20 protein-coding genes are annotated in these 22,956 nt (G+C 73.9%); 12 read left to right on the top strand and 8 right to left on the bottom strand.

All coding sequences use genetic code 11. The features are described from left to right. Nucleotides 1-14 precede the first annotated feature (14 nt). On the top strand, nt 15-680 hold the full coding sequence (locus UIS43_RS22985; protein WP_041552191.1) for a TetR/AcrR family transcriptional regulator: 666 nt from the start codon (nt 15-17) through the stop codon (nt 678-680). A 16-nt stretch (nt 681-696) separates the two neighbouring features. After that, the gene (locus tag UIS43_RS22980) at nt 697-1,092 is read left to right on the top strand and encodes a DUF3592 domain-containing protein (protein WP_013151336.1); all 396 of its coding nucleotides are present in this window, start codon (nt 697-699) and stop codon (nt 1,090-1,092) included. On the opposite strand, the gene UIS43_RS22975 is transcribed toward UIS43_RS22980, so the two are convergent. Next, nucleotides 1,055-2,155: an antibiotic resistance protein VanZ gene (locus tag UIS43_RS22975; RefSeq protein ID WP_358171000.1), complete on the bottom strand. Its 1,101-nt coding sequence runs from the start codon at nt 2,153-2,155 to the stop codon at nt 1,055-1,057. The two genes, UIS43_RS22980 and UIS43_RS22975, sit on opposite strands and share 38 nt — an antisense overlap. A gap of 471 nt (nt 2,156-2,626) precedes the next feature. Between UIS43_RS22975 and UIS43_RS22970 the strand changes: the two genes are divergently transcribed. The 7 genes from UIS43_RS22970 to UIS43_RS22940 all read left to right on the top strand — a co-directional run bounded on the left by UIS43_RS22970 (nt 2,627) and on the right by UIS43_RS22940 (nt 10,408). Then, entirely contained in the window at nt 2,627-5,191 is a 2,565-nt protein-coding gene (locus tag UIS43_RS22970) for a nitrate- and nitrite sensing domain-containing protein (RefSeq protein WP_071621319.1), read from the top strand. A gap of 2 nt (nt 5,192-5,193) precedes the next feature. Beyond that, nucleotides 5,194-5,649: a roadblock/LC7 domain-containing protein gene (locus tag UIS43_RS22965; RefSeq protein ID WP_013151333.1), complete on the top strand. Its 456-nt coding sequence runs from the start codon at nt 5,194-5,196 to the stop codon at nt 5,647-5,649. An 8-nt stretch (nt 5,650-5,657) separates the two neighbouring features. Then, complete coding sequence (locus UIS43_RS22960) at nt 5,658-6,101, top strand: DUF742 domain-containing protein (protein ID WP_013151332.1); 444 nt, start codon at nt 5,658-5,660, stop codon at nt 6,099-6,101. After that, nucleotides 6,082-6,663 carry an ATP/GTP-binding protein gene (locus UIS43_RS22955; RefSeq protein ID WP_013151331.1) on the top strand — a complete coding sequence of 194 codons (582 nt, stop codon included), beginning with the start codon at nt 6,082-6,084 and terminating at the stop codon, nt 6,661-6,663. Before UIS43_RS22960 ends, UIS43_RS22955 begins: the two co-directional genes overlap by 20 nt. Before the next feature lie 238 nt (nt 6,664-6,901). Continuing rightward, nucleotides 6,902-7,888, top strand: a complete 987-nt coding sequence (locus tag UIS43_RS22950) for an oxygenase MpaB family protein (RefSeq protein WP_013151330.1) — start codon at nt 6,902-6,904, stop codon at nt 7,886-7,888. Between the two features lie 88 nt (nt 7,889-7,976). Next, a complete protein-coding gene (locus tag UIS43_RS22945) occupies nt 7,977-8,987 on the top strand; it encodes an oxygenase MpaB family protein (RefSeq protein ID WP_071621318.1) in 1,011 nt (336 codons plus the stop codon). A gap of 53 nt (nt 8,988-9,040) precedes the next feature. Further along, a complete protein-coding gene (locus tag UIS43_RS22940) occupies nt 9,041-10,408 on the top strand; it encodes an MFS transporter (RefSeq protein WP_358171027.1) in 1,368 nt (455 codons plus the stop codon). 37 nt (nt 10,409-10,445) lie between these two features. On the opposite strand, the gene UIS43_RS22935 is transcribed toward UIS43_RS22940, so the two are convergent. From UIS43_RS22935 to UIS43_RS22920, 4 genes are all read right to left on the bottom strand, one after another. Further along, the gene (locus UIS43_RS22935; RefSeq protein WP_370011669.1) at nt 10,446-11,198 is read right to left on the bottom strand and encodes an SDR family NAD(P)-dependent oxidoreductase; all 753 of its coding nucleotides are present in this window, start codon (nt 11,196-11,198) and stop codon (nt 10,446-10,448) included. A gap of 78 nt (nt 11,199-11,276) precedes the next feature. Continuing rightward, nucleotides 11,277-12,644: an FAD-binding oxidoreductase gene (locus UIS43_RS22930; protein WP_071621317.1), complete on the bottom strand. Its 1,368-nt coding sequence runs from the start codon at nt 12,642-12,644 to the stop codon at nt 11,277-11,279. Further along, the gene (locus UIS43_RS22925; RefSeq protein ID WP_370011668.1) at nt 12,641-13,609 is read right to left on the bottom strand and encodes a decaprenyl-phosphate phosphoribosyltransferase; all 969 of its coding nucleotides are present in this window, start codon (nt 13,607-13,609) and stop codon (nt 12,641-12,643) included. The genes UIS43_RS22930 and UIS43_RS22925 overlap by 4 nt, the downstream gene beginning before the upstream one ends. Before the next feature lie 72 nt (nt 13,610-13,681). Next, a complete protein-coding gene (locus UIS43_RS22920) occupies nt 13,682-14,605 on the bottom strand; it encodes a DUF3068 domain-containing protein (RefSeq protein ID WP_013151324.1) in 924 nt (307 codons plus the stop codon). Nucleotides 14,606-14,777: 172 nt separating this feature from the next. Here UIS43_RS22920 and UIS43_RS22915 point away from each other — a divergent pair, with 172 nt between their 5' ends. Further along, entirely contained in the window at nt 14,778-16,097 is a 1,320-nt protein-coding gene (locus UIS43_RS22915; RefSeq protein WP_013151323.1) for an acyltransferase, read from the top strand. On the opposite strand, the gene UIS43_RS22910 is transcribed toward UIS43_RS22915, so the two are convergent. Next, nucleotides 16,094-18,154 (bottom strand): hypothetical protein, encoded by a 2,061-nt coding sequence (locus UIS43_RS22910; RefSeq protein WP_358170988.1) that lies wholly within the window; start codon nt 18,152-18,154, stop codon nt 16,094-16,096. The two genes, UIS43_RS22915 and UIS43_RS22910, sit on opposite strands and share 4 nt — an antisense overlap. A 173-nt stretch (nt 18,155-18,327) precedes the next feature. Here UIS43_RS22910 and UIS43_RS22905 point away from each other — a divergent pair, with 173 nt between their 5' ends. Next, nucleotides 18,328-19,062: a class I SAM-dependent methyltransferase gene (locus UIS43_RS22905; RefSeq protein WP_331998136.1), complete on the top strand. Its 735-nt coding sequence runs from the start codon at nt 18,328-18,330 to the stop codon at nt 19,060-19,062. After that, nucleotides 19,059-19,817 carry a class I SAM-dependent methyltransferase gene (locus UIS43_RS22900; RefSeq protein ID WP_013151320.1) on the top strand — a complete coding sequence of 253 codons (759 nt, stop codon included), beginning with the start codon at nt 19,059-19,061 and terminating at the stop codon, nt 19,815-19,817. The genes UIS43_RS22905 and UIS43_RS22900 overlap by 4 nt, the downstream gene beginning before the upstream one ends. A 138-nt stretch (nt 19,818-19,955) precedes the next feature. Here UIS43_RS22900 and UIS43_RS22895 read toward each other — a convergent pair whose 3' ends face one another. Continuing rightward, nucleotides 19,956-21,440, bottom strand: coding sequence for an aldehyde dehydrogenase family protein (locus UIS43_RS22895; RefSeq protein ID WP_013151319.1), 1,485 nt, complete (start codon nt 21,438-21,440; stop codon nt 19,956-19,958). Nucleotides 21,441-21,566: 126 nt separating this feature from the next. After that, a complete protein-coding gene (locus UIS43_RS22890; RefSeq protein ID WP_358170984.1) occupies nt 21,567-22,832 on the bottom strand; it encodes a hemolysin family protein in 1,266 nt (421 codons plus the stop codon). Between the last annotated feature and the right edge of the window lie 124 nt (nt 22,833-22,956).

Here is a 22,956-nt window from a genome sequence, read left to right as displayed (position 1 = left end):
GAGTATGGGCGAGAATGGACCGGATGAGTGCGAGCACGTCCGACCACCCCGTGAGCGGCCGCCGCGAGGCCACCCGGCGCCGCCTGTTCGAGGCCGCGGTCACGCTGATCTCCGAGCAGGGGTACGGCGCCACGACCGTCGACGAGATCGCCGAGCGCGCCGGGGTGGCCAAGGGCACCGTCTACTACAACTTCGGCGGCAAGGGCGAGCTGTACGCGGCCCTGATGGAGTGGGGCGTGACCCGGCTGGCCGACACGCTCAAGGACGCGGTGCCCCCGCCCGGGGCCGGCGCCGCCCCCCGCGACGCGCTCGCCGCCGTGCTGCGCGCCGGGGTGGTGTTCATCGGCGAGCACGAGTCCCTGGCCCGCCTGCTCATGGCGGAGGCCTGGCGGACCAACCGGGCCTGGTACGCGACGATCCTCCAGATCCGCAACAAGGCGATCGGGGTCATCACCGGCCTGCTGGACGACCTGGCCGCGGAGGGGTCGCTGCGACCGGACCTGGACACCGGCCTGGCCGGGTCCGCCCTGTTCGGCATGGTGGTGACGGTGGCTCTGGACTGGCGCACGCTCCAGCCCGGGCGCCCCGTCGAGGAGGTCCACGCGACGCTGGCCCGCATGGTCGGCGGCCTGGTCGGCCCCTCCGGCTCCCCCGACCGTACGAGCACCCCGGACACCTGAGAGGACGTACTGCGCGATGGCCACCCTCTATCCCCTGATCCCGCTCCTGGCCGGGGTGGTCATGCTCTGGGCGGTCACACGTGACACGCGCCTGGAACTGCGGCTGCGCCGCCACGGGATGCGCGCCAAGGCGCGTGTGATCGGCTACCACGAGACCTCCACGGCCTCCCGGATGATCGTGCAGTTCCGTACCGAGGACGGGCACGAGGTGCACGCCGAGCACGAGAACACCGGGTGGACGGCCTCCCGTGCCGGGGAGATCGTGACCGTCGCCTACGACCCCGACACGCCCGAGCGGGCCCGGATCGTGTCCGCGCCCTGGCTGTCGCACTACGTGCGGGTGCTGTTCGGGGGCCTGGGCGCGATCCTGGTGTTCACGGGGCTGCTGCTGGGCTACCTGGCCTGGCGCTGAGGGGCTCCCCGCGCGGGGCGGAGTAGCGGACCAGGCGTGAGGGCAGGGCGCCGTCCAGGGTGGCGCGGGCGCACACGCGCACCCCGCACAGCAGGTCGGCCGCGCCCGCGCCGTCGGGTCGGACCAGGGCGCTGCTGACGTGCACCGCGGCCACGGCGAGCGCGTACCAGGGCAGGCCCAGGGCCAGGAGGACGACGACGGGCCCCTGGAGCAGGCAGGTGCGCGTCAGGACCCGCCAGCGGGCCGCCGGGGCCGGGTACCCGCGATCGCGCAACGCCAGCCGCACCGAGGCGGCGCCCGGGGTGGCGCGGTCGCGACGCGTCAGCGCGGGGACCAGGGCGAGGGCCCCGCCCAGGCACAGCAGGGCGGTCGTACGCGTCCCGGTTCCCGGTCCCTCGGCGCCGAGCGCGTGCGCCGAGACGGCGAGGGCGGCCGCGCCGAACCACCACAGGCCCAGGTCCAGCAGGGCGCCGGTGAGCCTGCGCACCGGTCCGGGCACGGCGCGGTCCGCGACGGCCGCGGGCCAGCCACGGGCGTACCCGGCCGGGAGCGCCCACCGGGCGAGCAGCCAGCCGAGCAGGGTCGCGGCCGCGCCCCAGGCCACGAGCCCCGGCGGGGCCTCGGCGTAGGCGCACGGGTACAGGCCCAGGAGGCCGGTGGCGCGGACGGCGACCACGGCCGCGGCCAGGGCCGCCCCCAGCAGCACGGTGAACGCGGCGCCGCGGCGGAAGCGGTGCCGGGCCAGCAGACCGACGGCCAGGAACAGGGCGAGGATCCCGGCTTCCCCGGGCGCGGGCAGGAGTTCCCGGTCGGACCGGCCGCCGCCGAGGGGATCCGCGCACAGGCCGTCGACGGAGGCGGGCAGCGGCCAGACCGCGTACGCCGCCAGACCGGCGCCCGTGGCCAGGGCGGCCGCGGTGCACAGGCCCGGCCAGCCGTGCGGGCGGCCGTAGCGGCGGTACTGAAGGCTCAGGTAGAGCGCCGCCGCGCAGGCCACCAGCAGCGGGACCCCCGCGACCGCGGCCTCCACGGCGAGCGCTCCCCCGCCCGTCGGCTGGCCCATGCGCGTCCCCCCGTCACGTGGTGTTCCCTCTTCGACACGCAACGCTAGTGCGTGCGGCGCCGGGGCGAGGGGCGAACGCGGACATTCGCGGCGGCGGCCGGGTCCGGGGGAGGGCCGGTTCGGTCACCCGGAGCAGGACTTGCCATACTCTCCGCCATATGTGACCTTTGCCCTATTGTCACAAGGCTTCACAGGAGGAAACACCCCTACCGCCCACCCGAGAGGTGGACATTCTCGCCTCCCATGGCAGACTGCCTCCACCACCCGGATATTTCAGCGTTTCACCGGCGAGGTACGATCCCCCACGCCGAAATACCGCGTTTGTGGTTACCCTGCGGTACGTCCCGTGTCGAGAGCCCCCACGGACGCAGCCCGCGGGGCACGAGGCCGCGCACAGGCGGACCGGGACGCGCCGACTCCCCCGGCGGCCCCACCCCCACAAGACCCCGGACGCGGATCGACAGGAGAACCGTGCAGGCAGTACCCGAGCGACGCGGTCGGAGCATCACCTCCCGCATCCGCGCAATGGTCATGATCCCCACCACCGCCCTGGTGGTGCTCTGGCTGGTCCTCACCGCGGCCCTCGCCGGGGACGCGGTCATCCAGATCCTCCGCGCCAACGCCACCGACGAACTGGTCACCCCCGCCGCGGTCGGCCTCGTGGACGTGATGCGGGAGCGGTCGCAGACGATCGCCCACATCGAGAACCCGGGGGACGCGCAGATCGAGGGCCAGCTGGCTGAGGCCCGCGAGAGCACCGACGCCTCCCTGGGCGAGGTCGTGGGCGAGCTCATCGGCTTCGCCGACATCGCCCCCGGCGAGAGCGGCCACCACATCGAGATGCTGCACGCGCAGTACGGCGAGATCGGCGCGATCCGCTCGGCGGTGGACGCGGGCGAGGCCTCCCGCGCCGACGTCCTGGACTACTACAACGAGCTGATCCTGCACGGCGCCGACAGCTTCGACAGCCAGGCACGCGAGGGCGACCTCGGGAACGCGGTCAGCTCCAGCTTCACCGCGACGTACATGTTCCGCACGGTCGACCTGTTCGCGCAGTCCGACGCCCAGGTCGCCCGCGCCTTCGCCACCGACGAGCTGACCCTGGAGGACCAGCGCCGGTTCACCGAGCTGGTCGGCTCCTACGAGAGCACGCTCGCGGCCAACGGCCACTACCTGGGAGGCGAGGGCCAGGAGGCCCGGCTGGAGAACCTGCTGGCGAGCCAGGAGTACGCCGACCTCCAGCGCATGCAGGACGAGATCATCGACCGCCAGGCGACCACCGAGACGGTCACCGACCCGGTGACCCTGGTGCCCAGCGAGGTCCAGGACCTGTCCATGCCGGTGGACTACGCCGCGTGGGACGAGTCCTACGACCACGTCCTCTCCGAGCTCACCGCGATCGGCGCCGACGAGGCCCTGTACGCCGCGGACGTCACCCGCGCCCAAGCCAACCAGGCCGTGTTCCTCGCCGTGGCGGGCAGCCTCGGCGTCGGCGTCGTCACCGTGGCCGCCTTCCTGCTGGCCCGCCGCTCCTCGCACACGCTCACCGAGCGCCTGCTGCGCCTGCGCGAGGACTCCAACGACATGGCCGAGCACCGCCTGCCCGACCTCATGCGCCGCCTGCACGCGGGCGAGCAGGTGGACACCTGCACGGCCGTTCCCCAACTGGCCGCCGACGACGACGAGCTCGGCGACGTGGCCAGGGCGTTCAACACCGCCCAGCGCGCGGCCGTCAACGCGGCGGTGCAGCAGATCGAACTGCGCCAGGGCGTCAACCGCGTGTTCCTCAACATCGCGCACCGCAGCCAGACGCTGGTCCACCGCCAGCTGCGCCTGTTGGACCGGATGGAGCGCGAGCAGGAGGACCCCGAGCAGCTGGCCCAGCTGTTCAAGCTCGACCACCTGGCCACCCGCTCCCGCCGCAACGCCGAGAACCTGCTGATCCTGGGCGGAGAGGCGCCCGGCCGCACCTGGCACCGCCCCATGCCGCTGATCGACGTGCTGCGCGGCGCCATCTCCGAGTCGGGCGACTACACCCGCGTCAAGCGCGAGCGGATCGCCCGTGTGCACCTCAACGGCCCGGCCGTGGCCGACGTCATCCACCTGGTCGCCGAGCTGGTCGACAACGCCGCGATGTTCTCCCCGCCGCACACGCACGTGCGTCTGAGCAGCGAGGACGTGCCCAACGGCGTGACGGTCGAGATCGAGGACCGGGGCCTGGGCATGACCGAGAGCGAGTTCGCCTCGGCGAACGCGCTGCTGTCCAGCCCGCCCGAGTTCGACGTGATGCGCTTGAACGAGAAGATGCGCCTCGGCCTGTTCGTGGTCTCGCACCTGGCCCACCGCCACGGCATCCGCGTGCACCTGCGCCCGTCGCCGTACGGGGGCGTGCAGGCCATCGTGCTGCTGCCGCACGAGCTGATCTCCGGCGACCGCTCCCCGCTGCCCTCCGACGAGAGCGGCGAGCACGTGTGGGACGTGCGCGAGATCCTGGACCGCACGCCCGGCGGCGAGCTGTCGTCCGGCAGGCGCGTCAAGCCCGTGCTGACCTCGGTGTCCGCGCCGAAGGAGGAGGCCCCCGACCGCGAGGACGAGGACTCCGGGGACTCCGCCGGGGGCGAGGGGGACGACACCGTGACCGCTGAGGCCGCCGAGGCCCCGGCGGGCGGCGCGGACCTCCTCGACGCGGACGGCGACCGCCCCCCGCTGCCCACCCGGACGCCGCTGCCCACGCGGACCCCGTCCGTCAGCGCGGTCCCCGACCCCTCCGCCGCCGAACCGCCCGCCATGGTCGAGGCGGGCGGGGGACGGCCGCCGCTGCCCAAGCGGCGGCCCCAGGAGAACCTGGCTCCGCAGCTGGCCGCCGACCCCCAGAGCGGCCCCGCGACGGCGGGCGGGTCCTCCTCGAACGCGGCCCAGGACGGCCAGGAGCGTCTGGCGCGCCTGCGCCGGAACATGTCCGCGTTCCAGAAGGGTACGGACCGCGGACGGCGCGAAGGCAAGCAGCAGACCAACGACACCGACAAGGACGCGTAACCGTGACGAGTACTCCCGAAAGCGCCCAGCGTGACAGTGGAAGCGGCGCGGGCAAGAAGGACATCGACTGGCTGCTGGACGAGCTGCTCGACCGCGCGGTGGGCTCCCGCCACGCGATCGTGCTCTCCGCCGACGGGCTGCTGATCGGCCGCTCCCGCGAGCTGGTCAAGGAGGACGCCGAGCACCTGTCCGCGGTGGCGTCCGCGTTCCAGAGCCTGGCCCGGGGCACCGGCCGACACTTCGGCGGGGGCGAGGTGCTCCAGACCGTCGTGGAGATGGAGAGCGCGTACCTGTTCGTCACCGGTGCCGGCCGGGGGGCGTGCCTGGCGGTCCTGGCCGAGGAGAGCGCCGACGTCGGCCTCATCGCCTACGAGATGAACGTGCTGGTCGAGCAGGTGGGCCGTTATCTGGACGCCGCGCCCAGACGCGAGGGCGCTTCAGGGGAAGCCACGCGATAGGGGACGCCATGCAAGCGCACAACGAGTTGCCGCCCGAGGAGGATCCGCACGGCCTGCCCCAGAGGGACGCGGTCGGCGGGTTCGACGAGGGCGCGGCGGTCGGACAGCAGGACGCCGGACCGCTGGTACGGCCGTACGTGATCGCGCAGGGCCGCGAGCACGCCGACACCGTGCAGCTGGACATGATCAGCGTCGTGATCGCGGCCAAGCGGGCCGAGGTCGACGAGATGGCGCTGGAGCCCGAGCAGATACGCATCCTGGAGCTGTGCCGACGGCCCCAGTCGGTCGCCGAGGTGTCCGCGCACCTGGACATCCCGGTGGCCGTGGTCAAGGTCCTGCTCAGCGACCTGCTCAACCGCGGCCTCGCCTTGGCCCGCGCCCCCTACACAGCGAAGAGCCCGGTCAGCCGGGACGTACTCCAGGCGGTTCTCGATGGCATCCAGCGACTCTGACGACACGCAGGCGCCCGTTCCGGCGGCGCTCAAGATCCTCGTGGCGGGGGGTTTCGGGGCCGGTAAGACCACGATGGTCGGATCGGTCAGCGAGATCGCGCCGCTGAGCACCGAGGAGGTGATGACCGAGGCCAGCTACGGGATCGACGACCTGTCGGGCGTGGAGGCCAAGACGACCACGACCGTGGCGCTGGACTTCGGCCGCATCACCATCAACGACCACCTGGTGCTGTACCTGTTCGGGACCCCGGGTCAGGAGCGGTTCTGGTTCATGTGGGAGGAGCTGTCCGAGGGGGCGCTGGGCGCGGTGGTCATCGCCGACACCCGCCGCCTGGAGACGTGCTTCGCCGCGGTGGACTTCTTCGAGCGGCGCGGCGTGCCGTTCGTGGTGGCGGTGAACTGCTTCGAGGGCGCCCACCGGTACGAGCCCGAGGAGGTCCGCACCGCGCTGAGCCTGGACCCCGCGATCCCGGTCGTGCTGTGCGACGCGCGTGAGCGCGAGTCGGCCAAGGCGGTGCTGGTGACGCTGGTGAACCGGGTGGCCGAGCGGATGGCCGCCTGAGTCCGCTCCACCGAAGGGGCGGGGGCCGGTCCCCCGCCCCTTTCGCGTGGCCCGCCGGGGACGGACTTCGGGGTTTCGGACGCCCTGCCGGGTTTGCGGACACGTTCGTCCCCCCCGGAACCGGTGTACACAAGGGGCTTCCAGGTAAAGTGCGCCCCGTGGAGCGCCGCGGGCGCGCCACACCCGCAGACCATGGCCCCGTCCGAGCGGGCCCGCACGAAGGTGACTGGAGTTGCCCATGAAGCGGTTCGAGTGGCGCGACCGGATCCATGCCCTGGACGCCGAGGACGACTGTGAGCAGATCGTGCGCATCCTCGGCAGCCACGAGTTCCCGTGGGACATCGAACAGGCCCTGGGCCTGGCCCTGTACCGCACCTACGCCGTGCCCAGCATCGGCGAGCTGCTGGCGCACACGCGCGAGTTCACCGAGCGCACGCAGCACCGCTACGACGACACGGCGCTGATCCTCAACGACATCATGGAGCACGGATTCGGTCCGGGCCGCGGCCGCGACGCGCTGCGCCGGATGAACCAGATGCACCGCTCCTACGACATCAGCAACGACGACTACCGCTACGTCCTGAGCACCTTCGTGGTCATGCCGGTGCGCTGGATCAACGACCACGGCTACGGCTGGCGCAGGCTGAGCGACCACGAGATCGCCGCCAGCACCAACTACTACCGCAAGCTCGGCAGGCACATGGGGATCAAGGACATCCCCGAGACCTACGCCGGGTTCCTCGAACTCTTCGACTCCTACGAGCGCGAGCACTTCGCCTACACCGAGGGCGGCCGGGCCGTCTCCGACGCCACCCTGGGGCTGATGGTGGACCTCTACCCGGCCTGGCAGCGGCCCGTGGTGCGCCCCTTCACCAAGGCCCTGCTCGACGACCGGCTCATCCGCGCCTTCGGCTACCCCGAGCCCTCGGCCGCCTGGCGGCGGCTGAGCGCGGGCGCGCTGAGGCTGCGGGCCCGTGTGGTGCGCCTGATGCCGCCGCGCCGGGAGCCGCGCTGGGCCAGGATGAGCCCCAACATCCGCAGCTACCCCCAAGGCTACGACCCGTCCCGGATCGGCACCTTCCCCCAGGGCTGCCCGGTCCCGCACGGCATGGTGACCCGCGAGGTCGCCGCCACGGGCGCCCGCGTGCCCGCGCCGGACCAGGCGGTCGCACCGGCGGGCGGGGAGGCGCCCGCGGGGTCTGCCGGGGAGGACGCGGAGAGGTAGCGGCCCCCGGCCCCCACGCCGCGCGTCCCCTCGCGCCCCGATCCCCCTCCCCCGCCCGACCGACCCCCTCTCCCCGAAGGAACCGCAGATGAAGCGTTTCGACCTCAGAGACGAGATCCACCACCTGGACCACGAGGCCGACTGCGTACGGATCATGCAGATCCTCAACTCCCAGGAGTTCCCCTGGGACATGGGCCGGGCGCTGGGCATCGCCCTGTACCGCACCTACGCCGTGCCCAGCATCGGCGAACTCCTGGGCCGCACCGACGAGTTCACCGGCAGCACCCAGAAGCGCTACGACGACACCGCGCTGATCCTCAACAACATGATGCGGTACGGGTTCGAGCCCGGTCAGGGCCGCGACGCGCTGCGCCGGATGAACCAGATGCACCGCTCCTACGACATCAGCAACGACGACTACCGCTACGTGCTCAGCACGTTCGTGGTCATGCCGGTGCGCTGGATCAACGACCGCGGCTACGGCTGGCGCAGGCTGAGCCAGCACGAGATCTCGGCGATCACGCACTACTACCGCAGGCTCGGCCGGTACATGGGGATCAAGGACATCCCCGAGACCTACGAACAGTTCCGGGAGCTCCTCGACTCCTACGAGCGCGAGCGCTTCGCCTACACCGAGGGCGGCCGGGCCGTCTCCGACGCCACCCTCGACCTGATGGTGTCCTTCTACCCGCGGCGCGTGTCCGGGCTGGCCCGGAAGTTCTCCATGGCGATCCTGGACGAGTCGCTCATCGAGACCTTCCGCTACGAGCCGCCCAGCAGGGCGTGGCGGCGGGCGGCGGACCTGGCGCTGAGGCTGCGGGCCCTGGTGGTGCGCCGGATGAAGCCGCGCGAGGAGCCGCTGTGGGCGGAGGACAACCCGAACATCCGCAGCTACCCGAAGGGGTACGACGTCAACCGGATCGGCACCTTCCCGGCGGGCTGCCCCGTGGCGCACGACGTGGACCCGGTGGGGCACGAGGAGCTGTACGGCGACGGCGGCGGGGAGGGCGGCGCGGCTCCCGAGGGCCGGGAGGCCCCGAGGACGGCACGATCCGCCGCGGCGCCGGAGGCCACGACGTCCGCGGACGGGCGCGTGTGACCGCCGCGGCCGACTCCGCGGCGTCCGGGGGCACCGGGCCCGGGGGCGCCGCGGTGGGAGGGGCCGCTCCGGAGGCCGCCGCCCGGAGCACGGTCGGCGGGCCGGGCGCTCCGCTGCCCCGTTCCGTGCACGCCTGGTACGGCAGCGGCGCGGTGGCCACGGGGATCTTCAACACGGTGCCCGGGCTGCTGCTCCTCATCTACCTGACCGACACGCTCGCGGTGAGCCCCGCCCTGGCCGGGGCGGTGGTGCTCCTGCCCAAGGTGGTCGACCTTCTGGTCAGTCCGTATATCGGGATCTGGTCGGATAGGACGCGTTCGCCGTGGGGGCCGCGGCGCCCGTGGATGCTGGCGGGGGCGCTGACCCTGCCGGTGCTGTTCGCCGCGATGTTCGCCGGGCCGCCGCTGGAGGGCGGCTCCGCCGCGGTGTACGTGGCGGCCGTGTTCGTGGCCGCCGCGCTGGCCTCGTCGGTGTTCCAGGTGCCGCACACGGCCATGCCCGGGGAGATCACCTCCGACTACCACGAGCGGTCCACGTTCAACACGTGGCGGACCGCGTTCGTCGGGCTCGCCCTGATGCTGGGCGGCGCCTTGGCGCCGGTCGTCCAGTCGGCCCCCGCGGACCCCGTGGCCGGGTACCGGCTGATGGGCCTGCTCATGGGCTGCGTGGTGCTGGTGTCGATGCTGGGCTCGGTGGTGGGCACGCGCCGGGCGCCGCGCCCGGTGTTCGCGCACCGCACGGAGGGTCTGGCGGCCCAGCTGCGGGTGGCCTTCGCCCACCGGCACTTCCGGGTGCTCTTCCCCGCCAACCTCCTGATGGCCACGGCGGGCGGCACCATGGTCGCGGGCGTGCCGTACGTGACGGCCAACGTCATGGGCGAGCCGGGCTACACGAGCGTGCTCATGGTGTGCGTGCTGGTGCCGCTGATCGCTTCGGCCCCGCTGTGGCGGCGGCTGTCCCTGCGGGTGGACAAGCGCCGCGCCGCCGGGTACGCGGCGGCGGTGTTCGCCCTGGGCGGTCTGGGTCTGCTGCTCATCCCGATCTGGGGCCTCCCCGGCGCCGTGCTGTCCTCCGTGCTGGTGGGCGTGGGCCTGTCGGGGACGACGCTGCTGCCGTGGTCGATGCTGGCCGACTGCCTGGCCACCGCCGACGCCTCCGGGCGGCGGCAGGGCGGCGTGCTCTCGGGCGTGTGGACCGCCGGGGAGGCCATGGCGCAGTCGGTGGGAACCGGGCTGCTGTCGCTGGCCCTGGCGGTGAGCGGCTACGTGGAGTCCGGGGCCGGGGAGGCGGTCCGGCAGAGCGACGAGGCGCTGCGCGGCATGCTGGTCGGCAGCACGCTGGTGCCCGCCGCGGTGATGCTGTGCTGCCTGGTGCCGCTGGCGTTCTACCGGCTGACCGCCGAGGAGGCGGGCCCGCGCTGACCGGCGGCGCGGCTGGCGCGGCACCCGGGGCCCCGCCTCAGCGGCCCAGGCGGCGCCACAGCGGGCGCGGGAGCAGCCGCATGCCCGCGAAGATCGGCTGGAGCACGCGCGGCGCCCACACGGTGGTGGCCCCCGAGCGCAGCCCGGCCGACACCGCGTCCGCGACCTGTTCCGGCGTCGCCGGGAAGGGGGCGGGCGCCACGTGCGCCGACATCCGCGTCGGCACGTAGCCCGGCCGCACCACCAGCACCCGCGCGCCGGACCCGTGCAGGGAGTCGGCCAGGCCCTGCGCGAAGCCGTCCAGGCCCGCCTTGGCCGACCCGTACACGAAGTTGAACCTGCGCACCCGCACCCCCGCCACGGAGGAGAGCACCACGAGCGTCCCGTGGCCCTGCTCGCGCAGGCGGGCGGCCACGGCCAGGTCGGCGGACACGTGCCCGGTGTAGTTGACGGCGGCGGCGCGGGCGGCGGCGGCCGGGTCGGCCTCGTACCCGGACTGCTCGCCCAGCACCCCGAACGCGTCCACCACCACGTCCAGGTCGCCCACCAGCTCCACCGCGGCCGCCACGGTACCGGTGTGGGTGTCGGGCAGACCGGCGTCGAAGTCCACCGAGTGCGTCCGCGCCCCGAGAGCGGTGAGCGCGCCCGGCGGCGAGGACACCCCGCCCCGGGCGGCCAGCACCACCTCGCGGGCGCCCTCGCGGACCAGCCGTTCGACGATGGCCAGGCCGATCTCGCTGCGGCCGCCGAGCAGCAGCACGCTCCGCACCGCTCCCACCGAGTCGCGCACGGCTGTCCCTGCCTTTCCGGAGTGTGCGTCCCCGGCTGCCGGGGACGGCCGTCATCGTGCCACCGAAGGGCCGTGCTGTCACAGCAGCCGCAGTCGGCGGGCCAGGTCCGAGACCAGGACCCCGTCCGGGTCGGCCCGCCCGCGCACCCGGCGCCACGTGGGCAGGCCGGGGTACATGGCGTGCACGGCCTCGGGGCTGGCCCGGCTGTCCTTGGCCAGGTACAGGCGGCCCCCCGCGCCGGCCACGCGCTCGTCGAAGCGGTGCAGCAGGGGGCCGAGACCGGGCAGGTCGGCGGGCAGGTCCACGGCCAGCGACCACCCCGGCCGGGGGAAGGAGAGCGGTCCCGGTGTGGGGCGCCCCATCCGTTTGAGGACCGCCAGGAACGAGGGCGCGCGCGTGCGCGACAGCTCCCCGGCGATCCACTCCAGGACGTCCTGCGCGCCGAAGGGCACCACGAACTGGTACTGCACGGCGCCGTGCCTGCCGTACAGCCGGTTCCACCCGTCGAGCGCGTCCAGCGGGTGGAAGTAGCCGCCCACCGGCTGGATCCGGCCGCGCCGCCTCCTGGGCGCCCGGCCGTGTTCGAGGGCGTTGAACGCGCCGACGGTCCACCGGTTCAGGGTCGCCGCCGGCGGGGTCAGGGGCGGCACGGGCAGGCTCGTGTTCCGGTACCGCAGCGGGTCGCGGCGCAGCGGTTCCGGGAGGTCGCCGGTCTCGGCGTGGTGGGCGCGGGTGACCACGCCCCGGCCCAGACCGTCCCCGCGGGCGAACAGGTCCAGCCAGGCCACCGAGTACCGGTGGCCGGGGCGCGCCATCAGCTCCAGGGTGGCCTCCAGGTCCGGCGTCCGGTCGGTGTCCACCCGCATGTACGCGGTCCGGACGGGGAGCACGCCCAGGGTGGCCTCGGTGACCACCCCGGTCAGGCCCATGCCGCCGACGGTCGCCCAGAACAGGTCGGGGTCGCCGCCGGGTTCCGGTCCCAGGCGGCGCGTGCGCCCGTCCGGGGTGACCAGGGTGAGGGAGCGCAGGTGCGCGCCCAGGGAGGAGTCGGTGTGGTGGTTCTTGCCGTGGACGTCGGCGGCGACCGCACCGCCCAGGGTGACGCGGCGGGTCCCGGGGGTGACGGGGACGAAGAGGCCGCGGGGCAGCAGGTGCGCGAGCAGGGCGTCCACGCTGGTGCCCGCGGGGGCGGTGACCTCGCCGCGTTCGGCGTCCACGCGCACGGGGCCGGTGAGCCCGGTGCAGTCCAGCACCAGGCCCCCGGCGTCCTGGGCGGCGTCGCCGTAGGAGCGCCCGAGTCCGCGCGGCAGCGCCCCGCGCTCCCCCGCCCGGGCGAGCGCCTCGGCGACCTGGGCGGGCGTGCGGGGGCGCACGACGCGGGCGGCCGTGGGCGCGGTGCGCCCCCACCCGCGCAGGAGGACCGGCCGGTCCGGCGGCGGGTTCACAGGTGGATCCCCGCCGCGACCAGGGCCGCGAGTCCGCAGAGGATGAGCTGGAGGGGCCGGTCGCGCAGGGCGATCTCCTCGGGTTCCTCCCCCACCCCCCGGTCCACGAGCAGGTTGTAGCGCAGGACGAACATGATGAACGGCACGATACTCAGCGCGTGGAAGACCGTCCTGGGGCCGTCGCCCGGTTCCAGCGCCCACAGGCAGTAGGTGACGATCATGGCGCCCGAGGCCATGGTGCGGGTCTGGGAGAGGTAGGCGGTGCTGTAGCCGCGCAGGGCGGGCCGGACCGCGGTCGCCGCGGCGACCGCTCCCGCGGGGGCGTCGCCGTTCCCGGCGATCGCGGCACCGGACGCGCGCAGTTCGGCCTCGCGCTTGCCGACCACCACCAGGAGCGCGGCCAGCGACACCACGATCACGAACCACGAGGTCAGCGGCACGCCGACGGCCACCCCGCCCGCCACCGCGCGCAGCACGTGGCAGGCGGCGACCGCGACCAGGTCGCACACCACCAGGTCCCGCAGGTAGCGGGTGTAGACGAGCGTGAGCAGCACGTACCCGGCGACCAGCGCGGACAGCACGGGGTCGCCCAGCGCCAGGGAGGCCAGCGGCGCGGCGGCGCTGAGCGCGGTCCCGGCCGCGACGGCCACGGGGACGGGGAGCGCGCCGGAGGCCACCGGGCGGTGGCGCTTGCGCGGGTGCGCGCGGTCGCGTCGGGCGTCGTGGACGTCGTTGAGCAGGTAGGTGCCGCTGGCGGCCGCGCAGAACAGGGCGAACACCGCCGCGCTGGTCAGCAGCGCCCCGGTCTGCGTCAGGGCCCCGGCCGCGGCGGGCGCGGCCAGGACGAGGAGGTTCTTGAGCCACTGCCGGGGGCGGCACGCGCGGACGAGCGCGCCGACCGTCCCCCCGTCGCCGCGCGGAGCCCCGGCCGCCGCCGGCCCCGTGGCCCGCGTCCTCTCCGTCACCGCGGCCGGGGGGCGCGGTGACGCACGCCGACGCGCCCGGTTGGGCGCGCCGGCGAGGGACGGGCGCGGGGGTCAGTGGTGGTGGTCACGACGGCGGCCCGTGACGAACAGGACGACCGCGACGCCGATGAATCCGACACCGACGACGAGGCAGACGACGGGCAGGGTGGTCTGGAGGAGGGGCAGCACGGTGCGTCCCTGCTCGGAGTTGGCGACCGCGTTCTGGACGGACTCGTCGTTGGAGACGAGTTCGGCGTCGAAGAGCGTCAGGACCTCCTCGCCGTCCACGACGACGACGCGGTTCTGGTCCTCGCCGATCTTGAGGGGGGAGCCGGTGACGGGCTCGATCCAGTAGGTGCGGGTGATGGAGAAGACCTCGTCGCCGGTGACGTCGCCCTCGCCCTCCATCCCGGCCACCGAGCGGGGCAGGGTGCGCTCGCCGATGACCTCGTCCTCGACCTCCTGGACGAACCTGTAGGCCTCGACGCCCCCGACCTCCTCGATCCCCTGGAACTCCATGGGGACGACCTCCCGCGCGGTGGTCTCGTAGAAGTCGTAGTCGCGCTGCTCGGTGAAGAAGGGGAACTTCCAGGCCTGGCCGCTCTGGGCGACGGACTCGTCGTTGACCATGGAGTCGCAGCAGTCGACCGCCTCCCCGGTGACGCGGTCGTGCCCGGCGCGGCGGCTGCTGGAGGTGATGCCGAAGTCGGTCTCGGCGTCCCTGACCCAGGTGAACTGGTCCCACACCACCGTCTCGTCGGTGCTGGAGGCCACGTCGGCCCGGATGGTCGAACGCGCCTCCAGGGCGGCGTCCTCGACGAGCTCGACGTCCTCGATGTTGAAGTAGGTGGCCCCGTCCGCCTCGAGGACCGTTTCGCTGTAGTAGTCCAGAGGGGTCTTCATCAGGGAACTCGACAGCCACGTGCGCATCATGGGGGCAAAGGCGAGGAAGAAGACCCCAAACGCGACGAGAACGACCGCAACAGTACGGCGCATGTGCCCTCCTGGGCGTATGAGAGTCCAGATCTGGAACTGGGTCTAGTGGAACTAGGTTCAGTTCCGGGTAGAGTACTGCCCAGTAGCGAACGACGTCACCAGGGCGTGTCGAAATTTTTATAACGCGTTCTAGTGTTACTCGTTCCTCCCTCCACCCAGTCCGGGAAGGCCCATGGCGCCCACCTCCTCCTCCGCGCCCGGGGACCCCGCCGCCGGTGCCCACTTCGCCAGCGCGCGCACCCCCGATCCCTCGCTGGTGCTGCCGCAGGTCGACGGCCGCCACGAGTCCCTCGACGGCGTCCGCGCCGTGGCCGCCCTGATGGTCCTGGTGTTCCACGTGGCCACCGAGACCGGCGACTCCCTGGCGCCGGGGGTGCTGGGCGGCCTGCTGTCCGCCTTCGACGTGGCCGTGCCGCTGTTCTTCGCGCTCTCGGGCGTGCTGCTGTACCGCCCCTGGGCCCGCGCGGCCCTGGACGGGACGCGCGGGCCGCGCGCCCGCCCCTACCTGTGGCGCCGCGCCGTGCGCGTCCTGCCCGCCTACTGGCTGGTGGCCGTGACGGCACTGCTCGTCTACTCCCGCGACGAACTCGGCTCGCTCCGGTACTGGTGGGAGGTCCTGACCCTCACCTTCCCCTTCAACACCGACCCGCCGTGGGTGGGCACCGGCCCCTACGGCCTCGGCCAGATGTGGAGCCTGTCGGTGGAGGTCAGCTTCTACCTGCTGCTCCCGCTGTTCGGTCTGGTCCTGGCGCTGTGGGCGCGCGGCGGCCGGAGCGTGGACGCCCGGGGCCGGCGGCTGCTCGCGGGCCTGGGGGTCATGGCGCTGCTGGGCCTGGCCGCGCTGGTCCCGCAGTTCTATCCCGAGCCCCGCGAGTACATGCACGCCTGGCTGCCCCGTGCTGCGGGCCTGTTCGCCGTCGGCATGGCGCTGGCCGTGCTCTCGGAGTGGGCCTGGCGCGAACCCGGCGCCGACGGCCCGGTGCGCCGCCTGTGCCGGACCCTGGGCTCCTCTCCCGGGGTGTGCTGGCTGGTCGCGGGCGGGTTCTTCGCCCTGAAGGCCACCGAGGCCTCCGGCGGCCGCTTCATCGGCTCCGGCGACATCTGGACCTCGGCCGTGGACTCGCTGGCCGGGATCGGGTTCGCGTTCTTCCTGATCGCCCCGTGCGCGCTGGCGCCGCGCCCGGCGGGGCCCGCCCTCCCGCTGCGGGAGGCGCGGGCCTGGCGCGGGGGCCGGTGGCTGGACTCGCTGCTGCGGCACCGGGTGTGCCAGTTCCTGGGGCGGATCTCCTACGGCGTGTTCCTGTGGCAGTTCATGGTGCTCTACCTGTGGCGCGACTTCACCGGCCAGGAGATCTTCACCGGGTCGTTCTGGCTGGACGCGGTGCCGGTGACGATCGGGACCGTGCTGCTGGCCGCCGCGAGCCACCGGTGGGTGGAGGAGCCCAGCCGCCGATGGTCCCAGCGCCTCTCCCGCGGACGGTCCTCCGCCTAGCTCCCGGCCCGGTCGTCCTCCTCGGGCGCCCACGGGTTGCCCTCCACCGTCGGCGCCATACCGCCCACCGACACCCAGTTCAGGCACAGCCCGCCCCGGTCCTCGGGGTCCTCGGGCACGAACACCGACAGCTGCTCGCCGGGGGCGCCCGCGGGCACGTACCAGGTGCCGTTCTCCTCCGCGGCGGGCAGTTCGACCTCGATCCAGTCGTCGCCCAGGGCCACCACCACGCCGACGTCCTCCTCGGCCGTGTAGCCGAGCGTGACGACCTGGGCGACGCCGCCGTGCGCCTGCACCGGCCAGGACACCAGCCCCTCCCAGGGCTCCAGGCACTCGTCCGCGGGCCCGGGGGCGAACATGTCGCTGTCGTCGGAGGGCCGCGCCGGGACCAGGAACCCGGCGTCGTTGAACACGTACGCGGTGGCGGCCTCCTCGGGCGCGGCCATCCGCTCGGCCACGTCGTCCGACGCCAGCGGCGGCAGCACCCACGAGCTCAGGCGGCGCTGGCCGTTCCACTCCAGGACCACGTCCTCGGGGACCGGGCGCGCGTACAGGCCGCCCTCCTCCGGGACGTCCGCCAGCGCCGTGCGCACCGTGTCCAGGTACCACTGGAGGCGGTCGCCGCTCAGTGTCTGCGCGTAGGCGTGGGTGGAGTAGCCCGCCGCCACCGCGTACACCGCCGTCGCCAGCGCGGCCGCGACCCGGGCGGCGCACCGGGGCCGCACGCGGTAGGGCTCCCCGCCCACCGGGGCCGACGAGGCGCCGCCGACCAGGGCGCGCGCCCGCTCCTCCCTGGTGGGCAGGTAGGCCAGGGCCAGGCACAGGGCGAACACCAGCGCCGCGTCCGCCACGTACCGGGGGTCGGCGGCGGCCACGTCCTGGAACCGGCCGCGCGCGATGATCGTCGGAATGACGTCCACGACCACCAGGTAGGCCAGCAGCAGCGCCCAGGCCCGCCACGCCCCGCGCCGCATCCGCAGGCTGACCAGCACGATCACGGCGAAGACCGCCCAGGCGGCCAGCACGGTCACGCCCGGCACGTCGACCAGGCCGCCGGTCGGGGTGACCGGGCCCCACTCCAGGGGTCCGCCCAGGGCGCCGACCGGGAACACCTCGGTGAGCAGTCCGCGCAGCATCGTCAGGGCGGGCTCGCTCTGGGGCACGCCCGCGCCCTCCCCGCCCCCGGCCGCGCGCATCCGCACCAGGTAGAACACCGCGTAGGCGGCCAGCAGCGCGCCCATCGCCGTCCAGAACGGGCGGTGCAGGGCCCACGCCCGCCGGGCCCCGGCGACGAGTCCGCCGGGGTAGAGGTGGGCGACGGCCACGGCGAACAGCACCGGTGGCAGGAACATCGCCTTGACCGTGAACAGCATGCCGAACACGACGGCGCCGCCCGCCCGCCAGGCCAGGCGGTGGTCGTCCGTGCGCAGGTAGCGCACGGTCCACAGCACGGCGAGCACCAGGGCCAGCTGGAGGGGTACCGCGTTGAGCGCCGCCGACCACCAGCCCAGCACGGGCACGGTCAGCGGTGCCAGCGCGTACACGGTCAGCGGGACGAGCAGCGCCCAGCGGCGGCCGAACAGCTCCCACACCAGGCGCAGGAACCCCACCAGCGCGGCGGCCTGGAGGGCGAGCATGGTGCCCGCGCTGACCCACCACTCGTAGGGCCACAGGGCGGTCTGGAGGTAGACGAGGAACAGCGCCCCGGGCATCAGGTGGCCCTTGTGCAGGGTGAGCAGGTAGTCCGGCCCCAGGTCGCTGGCGTGGGCGTTGGCGAAGAAGAGGTAGTCGTCCTCCACGAAGTAGGACTCGCCCAGGACGTAGGCCCGCAGCCCCACGGCCCCCAGCACCACCGCCAACCCCACGAGGGCCAGCCGGTCGCGGGCCAGGCGGCGGGCGGCAGCCCACGCGGCGCGGACCGTTCCGCCGGGGCCGGGGCCCTTCCCGGGGGGTTCCTCAGAGGGGCGGCGTACCCTGGGTGCCCCGACCGGGCCGGGCCGCGCGGCCTCGGCGCCCGGACCGTCGTGCCCGCGCGCGGTGGGGGGAACAGGCGGCATCGGCATCTCTCCCGCCGTAGTTGGCCGATCCGGAGAAGGGGTGCCAGAATACAACACGTTCCACTTTTTCCCTGGACCCTTGTCGCAGGCCTTCCCGGCCTGGATGCCCGGAACAGGAACACGATCCAGGTGCTGTGTTCCGGCGGGTCGCGAGCACCGTGGAGGTGATGCGGGTGGGACTCGAACAGGTCCGCCGCGACTGGACGCGGCTGGGTTCCACCGAACCCCTGTGGGCGGTGTGCGTGGACCCCGCCAAGAGGGGCGGCGGCTGGGACGACGACGAGTTCCTCGCCTCCGGACGGGCCGACATCGACCCGTCCGTCGCCCGCCTGGAGGAGCTGGGCATCCGCCCCGAGGGGGGCCGGGTGCTGGACTTCGGGTGCGGCGCGGGACGGCTGTCCAACGCCCTGGCCGCGCACTTCCCCGAGGTCGTGGGGGTGGACATCTCCGCGCCGATGCTGGAGGAGGCCCGCCGCCTGGACCGCTCCGGGGGGCGGATCGAGTTCGTGCTGAACGAGCGCCCGGACCTGTCGGTGTTCGGGGACGCCTCCTTCGACCTGGTCTACACCGACCTGGTCCTCCAGCACCTGCCTCCCGTCCTGGCCGAGGGCTACGTGCGCGAGTTCGCGCGGGTGCTGCGCCCCGGCGGGGCCATGGTGCTGGGCGTGCCCGAGTCCGAGCGGCGCACCTTCAAGGGGCTGGTGTTCCGGTACGCGCCGTGGCCGCTGGTGGCCCTCGCCCAGCGGGTGCTGCTGCGCTACCCGGCGCCGATGCGGATGCACACCCTGCGCACCGAGCGGATCGCCGAGCTGGTCCCGGGCGGCCGGATCGCCGCCTCCGACGAGTACTGGGGCGGCGACCACTGGCGCCACCTGCGCCACTTCGTGGTGTCGGAGGCGGGCACGTGACCGCGAACGCCGCCGAGGAGGGCACCGTCCCCTTCCGCGCCACCCTGGGCCGGTCGGTGCGGCTGTTCACCGCCTTCCGCGTGGAGCAGACCGACCCGGCGTTCTTCTACGGCACGCTCGCCCGCGACACCGTCGCCCAGCTGCGCTCCTACACGCCCCTGGACGGCAGGCTCGTGGTGGACGTGGGCGGCGGCCCGGGCTACTTCGCCGACGAGCTGAGGGCGGCCGGGGCCCGCTGCCTGTGCGTGGACGCCGACGCCCACGAGATGACGCTGCACGGGCGCGACGCCGACGCGTACGGCGTCCAGGGCAGCGCCCTGGACCTGCCGCTGCGCAGCGGTTCGGTGGACGTGTGCTTCTCCTCCAACGTGCTGGAGCACGTGCCGGACCGGACGCGGATGGCCGACGAGATGGTGCGGGTGACCCGGCCGGGAGGGCTGGTGTACCTGTCGTACACGCTGTGGCTGTCCCCGTGGGGCGGGCACGAGACCTCGCCGTGGCACTACCTGGGCGGCGCGTACGCGGCGGAGCGGTTCGCGCGGCGCCACGGCCGCCGTCCCAAGAACGACTTCGGCCGCACCATGTACGCCGCGCACGCCGGGGAGATGCTGCGCTGGACGCGCGGGCGCACCGACGTGGACGTGGTGGACGTGCGCCCCCGCTACCTGCCCGGATGGGCCAGGCCGGTCGTACGGGTGCCGCTGCTGCGCGAGGTCGTCACCTGGAACCTGCTGCTGGTCCTGCGCAGGCGCTGACCGGCGGGCCCGGGTTCTGGCCGGTGGGGCAGATGAGGCTCCGACCCGCGACGGTCGCGTGCTCCTGGCGGGGTCGGACGGTCGGGGCCCGCCACGGGTACGGGGTCGCGGCGAAGGAAACCGGAGGTCCGGGCCCGCTCACTCCGGGCCGAACGGCATCCTGCGGCGCGTGTGCTGGAGGCTGACCCAGTGGTCGGCGGTGAACTCCTCCATCGCCCACTCGCCGCCGAACCGGCCGATCCCGGAGTGGTTCTCGCCGCCGAAGGCGGTGTTGGCCTCGTCGTTGAGCGTGGAGTCGTTGACGTGCGTCATGCCCGCCCTCAGGCGGCGGGCGAAGCGCACCCCCCGCTCGGCGTCGCGGGTGTGCACCGCGCTGGACAGCCCGTACTCGGTGTCGTTGGCGATGCGCAGCGCGTCCTCCTCCCCCTCCGCGCGGATGACCGTGGCCACCGGGCCGAACACCTCCTCGGCCGCGCTCGGCGCGCTGTTGTCGGCCAGCAGCAGGTGGGGCGGCAGGACCCTGCCCGCCGGGCCGGTCGGTTCGCCGGACAGCAGGAGCCGTGCGCCCTGCTCGACGGAGCGCTCCACCACGTCCCGCACGCCCGCGCAGTGCTCGTCGTCGATGACGGGGCCGATCCGGGTGGCGGGGTCGGAGGGGTCGCCCACCCGCAGCGCCCGGGCGCGCACGAGCATCCGCTCGACCAGCTCGTCGTGGACGGCGGCGGTGGCCACGACCCGGTTCGTGGCCATGCAGATCTGGCCCTGGTGGTAGTAGGAGCCGAACACGGCGGCGTCCGCGGCCAGGTCGAGGTCGGCGTCCTCCAGCACCACCAGCGGCCCGTTGCCGCCGAGTTCGAGCGCGCGCCTGGTGAGCGGGGCCTGCCGGGCGATGTGGCGGCCGACCTCGGTGGAACCGGTGAACGAGATCATCCGGCAGAGCTCGTGGGTGGCCAGGGCGTCGCCGATCTCACCGCCCCTGCCGACGACCACGTTGACCACCCCGGGCGGCAGTCCGGCCTCCTCGTAGATCCGGGCGAGCAGCAGCCCGCCCGTGACCGGGGTGTTCTCGGCGGGTTTGAGGACCACGGTGTTGCCGAGGGCGACGGCGGGCGCGAGGGAGCGGTGGGAGAGCTGGAACGGGAAGTTCCACGGGCTGATCACCGTGACCACGCCGAGGGGTTCGCGGTAGACACGGTTCTCCTTGCCCGGGGTGATGCCGGGCAGGATCCGGCCCATGACCCGCGTGGGGTAGGAGGTCACCTCGACCATGCCGCTGCGCACCAGCCCCCACTCGAACTCGGCGCGCTCGCGGATCGCCCCGGCCTCGTGGACCAGCCAGTCGACGATCTCCTCGCGGCGCGCGTCCAGGACGCGCAGGGCGCGGACGAAGACCTCGGCGCGCTCGGCGGCGGGGGTCGCGGCCCAGCCCGGCCACGCCCGCTGCGCCTCGCGGTAGGCCAGGTCCACGTCGCCCTCGTCGGCCAGGCGGAACTCGGTCAGGACCGTGTCGTCGTAGGGGTCCACGTCCTGGACGACGCTCCCGGACGACCCGTGCCGCCACTGGTCCCCGATCGGCATCCGGTCCAGTCCCGTGTAGGCGTCCGGCCTGCGGTCCGCGTGCATCGGCCCTCCCCTGCTTCGGCGTCACTGGTGCCACGGTCACCCCTGCCCGGGGCGCGGGCAACGGGACTTGCCGCCTCTTGGCCAACTGTTCAGCGACTCCGAGACCGCCCTTGTCGCCCGGTGTCCTCAGCGGGCGGGGGTGAGCAGGAGTTCGCTGACGACGCGGCCGTCGGCCTCGGTGACCGTGGCCGTCCAGCCGCCCAGGTCCACGCTCTCCCCGGGCTCGTCGGGGATGTGGCCGAGCAGGACCAGGACCATCCCGGCGACGGTCACGTAACTGCCCCGGGGCCGGTCGGTGAGGACGACGCCGAGGTCCTCCAGCTCGTGGACGGGGTACACGCCGGGCAGGCGCAGGGCGCCGCCGTCCAGCCGGGCGGGGGCGCGCTCGTCGGTGTCGGTCTCGTCGTAGATCTCGCCGACGACCTCCTCCAGCAGGTCCTCCAGGCTGACGATGCCGCTGACCTCGCCGCTCTCACCGATCACGACGGCCAGCTGCTGGCGTTCGACGGTGAGCCGGTGCAGGGCGGCGGAGACCGTCAGCGAGTCGGGCAGCAGCAGCGGTTCGCGGGCCAGCTCCCGGGCCGCGCCCTCGCCCCGCAGGAGGTCGGACCAGTGCACCACGCCGACGACGTCGTCCACGTCGTCCCGGCCGACCACCGGGGCGCGCGAGTGGCCGTGCTCGGCCAGGAGCAGGGCCGCCTCGCACGCGGGCAGGTCGGCCGGGACGGTGTCCACGTCGGGACGCGGGACCAGGACCTGGCGCAGCGTCCGCCCGGTGATGTCGAAGGCCCCGGAGAGGATGGTGCGTTGTTCGGGGGTCATATGGCCCTGGGCCTCGATCATGTCGCGCAGCTCCTCCTCGGTGGCCTCCTCCCTGGCGCCGTGCGGGTCGAGCCCGCCGAGCCGGACGACCAGGTCGGTGGAGGCGCTGAGAAGCCAGATCGCGGGGCGCGAGAGCAGCGCCAGCGCGTTGAGCGGGCGGGCCACGAGCAGTGCCCAGGGCTCGGCGCGCTGCATGGCGATGCGCTTGGGCGCGAGTTCGCCCAGGACCAGGGTGACGAAGGTGAGCACGACGGTGACCAGCACGACCGACACCGGGGCCGCGTAGGAGCCGAGGAAGCCCAGCGGCTCGACCAGCGGCCGGGCCAGGGAGACGGCGGCGGTGGCGGAGGCGAGGAAGCCCGCGAGGGTGATGCCGATCTGGATGGTGGCCAGGAACCGGTTGGGGTCGCGGGCCAGCCGGGCCACCGCGCGCCCACCCGGGCCGCGCTCCTCCAGCCGCCTGATCTGCCCCTCCCGCAGCGTGATCAGGGCGATCTCGCTGCCCGCGAACACGGCGTTCACCACGACCAGGACCAGGACGAGGCCGATCTGGGCCCCGATGCCCTCCATGGGACTCCCCCGCGGTCGACTGCCGGTGTCTGAGCTGGGATTCCTTCCCCGAAACCCGAGGGCCACACCACCAGGGGCCGTCGTCCGCGCGCCGCGCGGGCCCCGCCCGCGGCACGGCCTGACC

The organism is Nocardiopsis sp. LDBS0036, from assembly GCF_041228755.1.
Classification (GTDB): Bacteria; Actinomycetota; Actinomycetes; order Streptosporangiales; family Streptosporangiaceae; genus Nocardiopsis; species Nocardiopsis dassonvillei.
Note: the sequence above shows the minus strand (reverse complement) of the source record. Positions and strands in the feature narration are given on the sequence as shown.

Coding starts and splice junctions, on each gene's coding strand:
- UIS43_RS22985 (WP_041552191.1), top strand. CDS start 15: ATGGACCGGATGAGTGCGAGCACGTCCGACCACCCCGTGAGCGGCCGC.
- UIS43_RS22980 (WP_013151336.1), top strand. CDS start 697: ATGGCCACCCTCTATCCCCTGATCCCGCTCCTGGCCGGGGTGGTCATG.
- UIS43_RS22975 (WP_358171000.1), bottom strand. CDS start 2,155: ATGGGCCAGCCGACGGGCGGGGGAGCGCTCGCCGTGGAGGCCGCGGTC.
- UIS43_RS22960 (WP_013151332.1), top strand. CDS start 5,658: ATGCAAGCGCACAACGAGTTGCCGCCCGAGGAGGATCCGCACGGCCTG.
- UIS43_RS22955 (WP_013151331.1), top strand. CDS start 6,082: ATGGCATCCAGCGACTCTGACGACACGCAGGCGCCCGTTCCGGCGGCG.
- UIS43_RS22950 (WP_013151330.1), top strand. CDS start 6,902: ATGAAGCGGTTCGAGTGGCGCGACCGGATCCATGCCCTGGACGCCGAG.
- UIS43_RS22945 (WP_071621318.1), top strand. CDS start 7,977: ATGAAGCGTTTCGACCTCAGAGACGAGATCCACCACCTGGACCACGAG.
- UIS43_RS22920 (WP_013151324.1), bottom strand. CDS start 14,605: ATGCGCCGTACTGTTGCGGTCGTTCTCGTCGCGTTTGGGGTCTTCTTC.
- UIS43_RS22915 (WP_013151323.1), top strand. CDS start 14,778: ATGGCGCCCACCTCCTCCTCCGCGCCCGGGGACCCCGCCGCCGGTGCC.
- UIS43_RS22910 (WP_358170988.1), bottom strand. CDS start 18,154: ATGCCGCCTGTTCCCCCCACCGCGCGCGGGCACGACGGTCCGGGCGCC.
- UIS43_RS22895 (WP_013151319.1), bottom strand. CDS start 21,440: ATGCACGCGGACCGCAGGCCGGACGCCTACACGGGACTGGACCGGATG.
- UIS43_RS22890 (WP_358170984.1), bottom strand. CDS start 22,832: ATGGAGGGCATCGGGGCCCAGATCGGCCTCGTCCTGGTCCTGGTCGTG.